This window comes from Enterobacter cloacae complex sp. SYL001 (genome assembly GCF_049237025.1).
Lineage (GTDB): Bacteria > Pseudomonadota > Gammaproteobacteria > Enterobacterales > Enterobacteriaceae > Enterobacter > Enterobacter intestinihominis.
In genome coordinates, this window is sequence record NZ_JBMKJI010000049.1 from 1 (window position 1) to 9217 (window position 9217).

The 9217-nt window shown below is 56.6% G+C and carries 9 protein-coding genes; 6 read left to right on the forward strand and 3 right to left on the reverse strand.

The features are described from left to right. Positions 1-172: 172 nt before the first annotated feature. Positions 173-325, forward strand: a complete 153-nt coding sequence (locus ACOTZP_RS23610; protein WP_023295770.1) for a Hok/Gef family protein — start codon at positions 173-175, stop codon at positions 323-325. Between the two features lie 121 nt (positions 326-446). Continuing rightward, a complete protein-coding gene (locus ACOTZP_RS23615) occupies positions 447-1121 on the forward strand; it encodes a tetratricopeptide repeat protein (protein WP_023305268.1) in 675 nt (224 codons plus the stop codon). An 83-nt stretch (positions 1122-1204) separates the two neighbouring features. On the opposite strand, the gene gltP is transcribed toward ACOTZP_RS23615, so the two are convergent. Further along, positions 1205-2518, reverse strand: a complete 1314-nt coding sequence (gltP, locus tag ACOTZP_RS23620) for a glutamate/aspartate:proton symporter GltP (RefSeq protein WP_022646765.1) — start codon at positions 2516-2518, stop codon at positions 1205-1207. 423 nt (positions 2519-2941) lie between these two features. On the opposite strand from gltP, the gene acs reads away from it, so the two are divergent. The 3 genes from acs (at position 2942) to actP (ending at position 6995) form a co-directional block, all read left to right on the forward strand. Then, positions 2942-4900, forward strand: coding sequence for an acetate--CoA ligase (acs, locus tag ACOTZP_RS23625; RefSeq protein ID WP_023299100.1), 1959 nt, complete (start codon positions 2942-2944; stop codon positions 4898-4900). Positions 4901-5034: 134 nt separating this feature from the next. Further along, a complete protein-coding gene (locus ACOTZP_RS23630; protein WP_022646763.1) occupies positions 5035-5349 on the forward strand; it encodes a DUF485 domain-containing protein in 315 nt (104 codons plus the stop codon). Beyond that, positions 5346-6995, forward strand: a complete 1650-nt coding sequence (gene actP / locus ACOTZP_RS23635; RefSeq protein WP_023299099.1) for a cation/acetate symporter ActP — start codon at positions 5346-5348, stop codon at positions 6993-6995. The genes ACOTZP_RS23630 and actP overlap by 4 nt, the downstream gene beginning before the upstream one ends. Positions 6996-7028: 33 nt before the next feature. Here actP and ACOTZP_RS23640 read toward each other — a convergent pair whose 3' ends face one another. Further along, on the reverse strand, positions 7029-7718 hold the full coding sequence (locus ACOTZP_RS23640) for an LrgB family protein (RefSeq protein ID WP_022646761.1): 690 nt from the start codon (positions 7716-7718) through the stop codon (positions 7029-7031). Further along, entirely contained in the window at positions 7711-8121 is a 411-nt protein-coding gene (locus ACOTZP_RS23645) for a CidA/LrgA family protein (RefSeq protein WP_022646760.1), read from the reverse strand. Before ACOTZP_RS23645 ends, ACOTZP_RS23640 begins: the two co-directional genes overlap by 8 nt. 102 nt (positions 8122-8223) lie before the next feature. Here ACOTZP_RS23645 and ACOTZP_RS23650 point away from each other — a divergent pair, with 102 nt between their 5' ends. Next, positions 8224-9111 carry a LysR family transcriptional regulator gene (locus ACOTZP_RS23650; RefSeq protein WP_022646759.1) on the forward strand — a complete coding sequence of 296 codons (888 nt, stop codon included), beginning with the start codon at positions 8224-8226 and terminating at the stop codon, positions 9109-9111. Positions 9112-9217 lie beyond the last annotated feature (106 nt).

Here is a 9217-nt window from a genome sequence, read left to right on the forward strand (position 1 = left end):
AGAATTAGCCTGAAATTAAAAGGTCTGAGTCCAATTGAATATCGAACCCAGACCTATGTGCCTCGTGTTTAACTGTCCAACTTTTTGGGGTCAGTACAACCCGAGGCTACCCCTCAACTACCAACAGGTTGAGAGTAGCCTCTTATTCTATTTTTCACAAGGAGTAAAAGGCATGACGCCATTAAAAACTACGTTAGGCATCGTCTTTATTATTTGCCTGACGATAGTGATCTTTACCTTTATTACTCGCGATAAGTTATGTGAGTTTTCAATAAAGAGTGAACATCAGGAGGTGGCGGCGAAATTAGCCTGTAACGCAGGCTAACCTCTTCGGGCGGAACGCGTGTTCCGCCCGGCTTGTGGGATGCTGAGGTCTTAACGCACCCGTTTTTTTCTTCTGTCACCGCGATTATACTGCGCGGCATGTACCCCGATGATAAGAATCCATGAAAGCCATTTTTCTGTTGTTGTTATTTTTAACCGCCTTTGCCCGTGCCGATGAGATAGGCAGCCAGTATCGAAAACAGGCGGAAGCCGGTGATGCGCGCGCCCAGTATTATCTTGCCGATACGTACTTCAGCTCCGGCGACAGCAAGCAGGCCGCGCTGTGGGCCGAGAAAGCGGCGAAAGGCGGCAATATCGACGCCATGGCGCTGCTGTCGCAAATCCTCTTTACGCAGGGCGACTACGCACAGGCCAAAGCTCTGGCCCAACAGGCAAACATTGCGGGCAGCAAACGCGGCGCGATCATGCTGGCGCGGGTGCTGGTAAACACGCAAGCAGGCAAGACCGACTACCCGCAGGCCATTAAACTGCTGCAAACGTCGACCGAAGACATCGATAGCGACTCGGCGGTAGACGCGCAACAGCTGCTGGGGCTGATCTATGCCAACGGCGTTGAAGTCCCTCAGGATGACGTGCAGGCTGCGGCGTGGTTCAAGCGGAGTTCGGCTCTGTCCCGGACGGGCTATGCGGAGTACTGGGCAGGCATGCTGTTCAGGCAGGGTGAGAAAGGCTTTATCACACCGAATAAACAGAAAGCGCTTTACTGGTTAAACCTGAGCTGTACGGAAGGGTTTGATACCGGGTGTGAAGAGTTTGATGCGTTGAGCGGGGAGTAAATTATTGCCCGGTGGCGCTGCGCTTACCGGGCCTACGGTTATGTAGGCCGGGTAAGGCGAAGCCGCCACCCGGCATTTTTACATCACTGGTCAGCCGTTTTATCAAAACGACCCAGCACCTCGCGTTCATACGCCAGCGCTTTTTTACGGTCGAACTTGTGTTCCCACTTGGAGATTACCAGCACCGCCAGCGCATTACCCACCACGTTCAGCGCGGTACGCGCCATGTCGAGGATACGGTCCACACCGGCGATAAACGCCAGGCCTTCCAGCGGAATACCGACGCTGCCCAGCGTCGCCAGCAGCACCACGAAGGAGACGCCCGGCACGCCTGCGATACCCTTTGAGGTCACCATCAGGGTCAACACCAGCACGATTTCCTGCCACAGCGACAGGTCAATGCCGTACAGCTGAGCGATAAAGATTGCCGCAATACTCTGATACAGCGTTGAACCATCCAGGTTGAAGGAGTAACCGGTCGGTACAACGAAGCTGGTAATGGACGCCGGTGCACCGTAGGCCTCCATCTTCTCAATGATACGCGGCAGCACGCTCTCGGAGCTTGCCGTGGAGTACGCCAGAATCAGCTCATCTTTCAGAATGCGGATCAGGATCCAGATGCTCAGCCCGCACAGGCGCGCCACAATCCCCAGCACCACCAGCGCGAAGAACAGGATCGCGAAGTGCACCAGAATCACCAGCTTCGCCAACGGCCACAGGGAAGCAAAGCCGAAGTTCGCCACGGTTACGGCGATCAGCGCAAAAACACCCACCGGCGCATAGCGCATCACCATGTGGGTGACTTTGAACATGGTTTCAGAGATAGAGCGGAACACCGTTACCAGCGGTTCACGGTGCGTCGCGGGCAGGGAAGAAAGCCCCAGACCAAAGAGCACCGAGAAGAAGATGATCGGCAGCATCTCGCCCTTCGCCATTGACGCGATAATGTTGGTCGGCACCAGCGAGAGGATAGTCCCCATCAGCCCATGCGAATGGCTCTGCACGTCGGCGGTGGTGCTTTGGTATTTCGAAATATCCACCGTCGCCAGCTGCGACATATCAATCCCGGAACCTGGCTGGAACACGTTCGCCAGGGTGATACCAAGAATGATGGCAACCGTGGTGATCACTTCGAAATAGAGAATGGTTTTAACGCCGATGCGGCCTAACTGTTTCGCATCACCTACCCCGGCAATACCGACCACCAGCGTCGAGATCACAATCGGCACAACAATCATCTTGATCAGATGAATAAAGATATCGCCCGCTGGCGAGAGAAGGTTCGCAATCAGCCACTCGCGGCTGTCGCTATGGTAATGGAGGTAACTGCCCAGCAAGATGCCCAGCACAAGGGCCAGCAGGATCTGCCAGGCCAGGCTGACTTTCAAATTTTTCATAGAAACTGACTTCCTCAATGAAATCTCCGCACCAGCAAAACTGCATGAATATGGAGACATACTGAAAGGGTATGAATTGTGTTGCGCTGGTTTATGGGATTTTTTAACGCGCCGTATGAGTATCATTTGCACGGCATGCTGCGCAAGCCTTAAAGAACAAGGCATTTCACTGCAAAAAGCGTCATTGACGGTAATTAATAGCAATCCACATCAATAACCGATTGTTATGAAAAAACTTTTACAAACAAAAAAGTGAATAATTCTTCAGATGAATTATTTCCCTTCAAAGTTTCATTCGCTCAATTTTCATACTCTTCAGACATTGCGTGATCTGTCGCCCAAATACTAAACAAAGCTTGTAAAGGCCCTACTATTAACGTTTTTGCGACATATTATTAACATCTTACAAGGAGAAAAAAAGCCATGAGCCAAATACACAAACACGACATTCCCGCAAACATTGCGGACCGTTGCCTGATAAGCCCGGAGCAGTACCAGGAGAAATACCAGCAGTCCATTTCCAGCCCTGACGCATTCTGGGGTGAACAGGGCCACATCCTCGACTGGATCAAACCTTATCAGAAGGTAAAGAACACCTCTTTCGCGCCGGGCAACGTCTCCATTAAATGGTATGAAGACGGCACGCTGAACCTGGCGGCGAACTGCCTGGACCGCCATCTTGCCGAACGCGGCAACGAAACGGCCATTATCTGGGAAGGCGATGATGCCTCTCAGAGCAAACACATCTCATATAAAGAGCTTCATCGCGATGTCTGCCGCTTCGCCAACGTGCTGCTGGCCCAGGGCATTAAAAAAGGCGATGTGGTGGCGATCTATATGCCGATGGTGCCGGAAGCCGCGGTGGCTATGCTGGCCTGCGCGCGCATCGGCGCGATCCACTCCGTTATTTTTGGTGGCTTCTCGCCGGAGGCGGTTGCCGGACGTATCGTCGACTCGAACTCAAAGCTGGTGATCACCGCTGACGAGGGCGTGCGTGCCGGGCGCGGCATTCCGCTGAAGAAAAACGTCGATGAAGCGCTGAAAAACCCGAACGTGAAATCCATCCATAACGTCATTGTCTTCAAACGCACGGGCGGCAACATCGACTGGCACGAAGGCCGAGACCTGTGGTGGAGCGATCTGATTGAAAACGCGAGCGACCAGCATCAGCCGGAAGAGATGAACGCGGAAGATCCGCTGTTTATCCTTTATACCTCCGGATCCACCGGTAAGCCGAAAGGCGTGCTGCATACCACCGGCGGCTATCTGGTTTACGCGGCCACCACCTTTAAATACGTTTTCGACTACCATCCGGGCGACATCTACTGGTGTACCGCCGACGTGGGCTGGGTCACCGGTCACAGCTACCTGCTGTACGGCCCGCTGGCCTGCGGCGCAACGACGCTGATGTTTGAAGGCGTACCTAACTGGCCAACGCCGGCGCGTATGTGCCAGGTGGTCGATAAGCATCAGGTCAACATTCTCTACACCGCGCCAACGGCGATCCGTGCGCTGATGGCGGAAGGCGATAAAGCCATCGAAGGGACCGACCGCTCTTCCCTGCGCATCCTCGGTTCCGTGGGCGAGCCGATCAACCCGGAAGCCTGGGAGTGGTACTGGAAGAAGATCGGCAACGAGAAGTGCCCGGTGATGGACACCTGGTGGCAGACCGAAACCGGCGGCTTCATGATCACCCCGATGCCGGGCGCCACGCAGTTGAAAGCCGGTTCGGCCACCCGTCCGTTCTTCGGCGTGCAGCCCGCGCTGGTGGACAACGAAGGCAATCCGCAGGAAGGGGCCACCGAAGGCAACCTGGTAATCGTCGATTCCTGGCCTGGCCAGGCGCGTACCCTGTTCGGCGACCATGAGCGCTTCGAGCAGACCTACTTCTCAACCTTTAAAAACATGTACTTCAGCGGCGACGGCGCGCGCCGGGACGAAGACGGTTATTACTGGATCACCGGACGCGTGGACGATGTGCTGAATGTTTCCGGCCACCGTCTGGGCACGGCGGAGATTGAGTCTGCGCTGGTGTCGCATCCGAAGATTGCCGAAGCGGCAGTTGTCGGCATTCCTCACAACATCAAAGGCCAGGCGATCTACGCCTACGTCACCCTGAACCACGGCGAGGAGCCGTCGCCAGAGCTGTATACCGAGGTGCGTAACTGGGTGCGTAAAGAGATCGGCCCGTTGGCCACGCCGGACGTGCTGCACTGGACCGACTCACTGCCGAAAACCCGTTCCGGCAAGATTATGCGCCGTATTCTGCGCAAAATCGCAGCGGGCGACACCAGCAACCTCGGTGATACCTCAACGCTTGCCGATCCTGGCGTGGTGGACAAACTGCTCGAAGAGAAGCAGGCCATCGCAATGCCTTCCTAGTGTTTTCTCCCTCTCCCCGTGGGAGAGGGCCGGGGTGAGGGCATCAGACCGCACCTTCCTTCCATCACCCTAACCCTCTCCCCATAGGGGAGAGGGGATAAAAACAAACCAACCTTACCTTTGGAGACTCTGTGATGAATAACGATATTTGTCAGCAGATAGAGAATAGTGCGCACTACAGGGAGCTCGTCGAAAAACGGCAACGGTTTGCCTTTATCCTTTCCATCATCATGCTGGTTATTTACGTCGGCTTTATTCTGCTGATCGCCTTTGCGCCGCAGTGGCTCGGTACGCCGCTGCACGCCGGAACCAGCGTTACGCGCGGCATCCCAATTGGCATTGGCGTTATCGTTATTTCGTTTGTGCTGACAGGTGTGTATGTCTGGCGTGCGAACGGTGAATTCGATCGCCTTAACAGAGAAGTTCTGCGCGAGGTAAAAGCATCATGAAGCGAGTCCTGACGGCGCTTGCCGCCACACTTCCCTTTGCTGCCCATGCGGCAGATGCCCTTACCGGCGAGGTCCAGCGCCAGCCAACCAACTGGCAGGCGATTATCATGTTCCTGATTTTCGTGGTGCTAACGCTTTACATCACCTACTGGGCGTCGAAACGCGTGCGCTCCCGTAACGATTACTACACCGCGGGCGGCAACATTACCGGCTTCCAGAACGGGCTGGCGATAGCGGGAGACTTTATGTCTGCCGCCTCGTTCCTCGGGATCTCCGCGCTGGTTTATACCTCGGGGTATGACGGCCTGATCTACTCCCTCGGCTTCCTCGTCGGCTGGCCGATCATTCTGTTCCTGATTGCCGAGCGCCTGCGTAACCTTGGCCGCTACACCTTTGCAGACGTAGCTTCATACCGCCTCAAACAAGGCCCCATCCGCATGCTCTCCGCCTGCGGTTCGCTGGTTGTGGTGGCGCTGTACCTGATTGCGCAGATGGTGGGCGCGGGTAAATTGATCGAGCTGCTGTTCGGTCTGAACTACCACGTCGCGGTGGTGCTGGTAGGCGTGCTGATGGTGATGTACGTCCTGTTCGGCGGCATGCTGGCCACCACCTGGGTACAGATCATCAAAGCGGTACTGCTGCTGTTCGGCGCCAGCTTTATGGCCTTTATGGTGATGAAACACGTCGGGTTCAGCTTCAATAATCTGTTTACCGAAGCCATGTCAGTGCACCCGAAAGGGGAAGCGATCATGAGCCCGGGCGGGCTGGTGAAAGATCCGATATCCGCGCTCTCGCTCGGTCTCGGCCTGATGTTCGGTACCGCTGGCCTGCCGCATATCCTGATGCGTTTCTTCACGGTGTCTGATGCACGTGAAGCGCGTAAAAGCGTGTTCTACGCCACCGGGTTTATGGGCTACTTCTACATACTGACCTTTATCATCGGCTTTGGCGCGATCATGCTGGTGGGGGCAAACCCGGCGTTTAAAGACGCGGCGGGCGCGCTTATCGGCGGTAACAACATGGCGGCGGTGCATCTGGCCGACGCGGTAGGCGGTAACCTGTTCCTCGGCTTTATCTCTGCCGTGGCCTTCGCCACCATCCTCGCGGTGGTTGCAGGGCTGACGCTGGCTGGTGCGTCTGCGGTATCGCACGATCTCTACGCCAACGTTTTCCGCAAAGGCGCAAGCGAGCGCGATGAGCTGAAAGTCTCCAAAATCACCGTACTGGTGCTGGGCGTCGTCGCCATCCTGCTGGGGATTTTGTTCGAGAAGCAGAACATCGCCTTTATGGTGGGGCTGGCCTTCTCGATTGCGGCAAGCTGTAACTTCCCGATCATTCTGCTCTCCATGTACTGGTCAAAACTGACCACCCGTGGGGCGATGATTGGCGGCTGGCTGGGGCTGCTGACGGCGGTGATTCTGATGATCCTCGGCCCGACCATCTGGGTGCAGATCCTCGGTCACGAAAGCGCTATCTTCCCGTATGAATACCCGGCGCTGTTCTCCATTGCCGTGGCGTTTATCGGGATCTGGTTCTTCTCAGCGACCGACAACTCGCCGGAGGGTAACCTGGAGCGTGAGAAATTCCGCGCCCAGTTTATCCGCTCGCAAACCGGCCTGGGTGTTGAGCAGGGCCGCGCGCACTAAACCTTTTCTCCCCGGTCGCTCTGGCCGGGGAACTTAAAACATCACCCACGCCACCAGCGGCGCGATTAATACCATTGTCACGCCCGAGAGCATCATCACCAGGCTTGCAACAACGCCTTCCTGCTGTCCCAGCTCATACGAACGTGCCGTCCCCGCCCCGTGCGACGCCGCGCCAAACCCCGCCCCTTTCGCCATCCCTTCGCGAATGGAAAGGCGCAGAAACAGCACATCCCCCACTGCCATGCCGAACACGCCGGTCACCACCACAAACAGCGCCACCAGATCCGGCTGTCCGCCGAGCGGTTTAGCCGCCGCCAGCGCGAACGGTGTGGTCACCGAGCGTACCGCCAGGCTGCGCTGGATTTCATCAGACAGGGTAAACAGCCGCGCCAGCCAGACCGAGCTGCACACCGCCACTACCGTCGCGGTGACGACACCCGCGCTGAGCGACATCCAGTGGCGTTTAATAATTGCCAGGTTGTCATACACCGGCACCGCAAAGGCGATAGTCGCCGGGCCGAGCAGCCACAGCAGCCAGTGGGATTCACCAATGTAGTTCTGCCAGGAGATATGGCCGAAGACCAACATCAGCACCAGCAGGATCGGCGTAAAGACCAGCGGCATCAGCGGCAGCGTGCGAAAGCGGCGATACAGGCGCTTGTTGGCAAAGTAAATGACGACTGTCGCAATCAGGCATAGCACGCTTATCTGAAAGTTAGTCATGCTTCTGCCTGCTGATTTCAAAGCGATACACTTTATCCACCACCCAGGCGGTGGCGCCCAGCACCATCAGCGTGCTCAGGGCGATAACCGCAAAGATGCGCCAGCCGTCGACCATCAGCAGTTGCGCATAATTCACCACCGCCACCACGGCCGGAACGAAGAACAGCAGCATCTCCGCCAGCAGCCAGCGCGCACCGGCCCGCACCCAGCTAAGGGGCAACGCGCGACAGAGGATCAGCGTCAGCATCAGCACCATTCCCACCAGGTTGGCGGGTAAAGGCAGGTTCAGCCAGTCGACAAGATATTCAGCAAAAACAAACAGTCCCGCGTAGAGCAGTACCTGAACCGGTACCTGGAGTCGTTGAACAACGGCAGGCGTAACACGGCTTAACGCCACGGCCATGGGGGTTTTCCTCAGAAATGAGACGAGGCGCCAGTATAGTGAGCGTACGGTATCGACTGAAATGAATTAAAATCATCGAAGGTATAGTTTCGAGGAATAATCATGGACATAAGAACGCTGCGCTATTTTGTCGAGGTGGTTCGCCAGCAAAGTTTTACCCGCGCAGCGGAGAAGTTATTCGTAACCCAGCCTACCATCAGTAAGATGCTGAAAAACCTCGAAGATGAGCTGAACTGTACCCTGCTGATCCGCGACGGGCGCAAGCTGCTGCTGACCGATACCGGTCGCGTGGTGTTCGAGCGCGGGCTGGCAATTCTGGCGGAGTTCCGCCAGCTGGAGGCCGAGCTTGGGGACATCAACCACCTGACAAAAGGGCTGCTGCGGCTCGGCATTCCGCCGATGGTCGGCATGATGATGGCCGGGCCGATTAGCCTGTTTCGCCAGCGCTATCCCGGCGTTGAGCTAAAAATCTCTGAGTTTGGCGGCCTGACCGTGCAGCAGGCGGTGATGAACGGTGAACTGGACGTGGCCATGACGGCCCTTCCCGTGGAAGAAGAGAGCGGGCTGGCAACGCTGCCGCTGTTCAGCCACCCGCTGTGCGTGCTGGTGCCGCGCTCCGGCGACTGGCTGAAGATTGAATCAGTAAAACCCGAGCTGCTCGGCGAACACCCGCTGCTGATTTACAACGAAGATTTCGCCTTAAGCCGCCAGCTGATGGCGCTGTTTAACCAGCACAACGTAAAGCCGCGCATTGCGGTGCGCAGCGGCCAGTGGGATTTTCTGGCGGCGATGGTACAGGCGGGCGTGGGGATAGCCATTCTGCCGCAGCCGATCTGCGAGCGGCTGGATAAAAACACGCTGCGCTGGATCCCGCTGGAGAGCGATCTGCACTGGCAGTTAGGGATGATCTGGCGTGAAGGGGTGTATCTGTCGCACAGCGCACAGGCGTGGTTGCAATGCTGTGAGGGGTTTTGGGTACCCTCACCCTAACCCTCTCCCTGTGGGCTGAGGGTTCCCCACAAATTAATGCGAGCACTGAGCAATCCCCTCGCCCCTCCGGGGAGAGGGTTAGGGTGAGGGGAACATACGGCGGTGG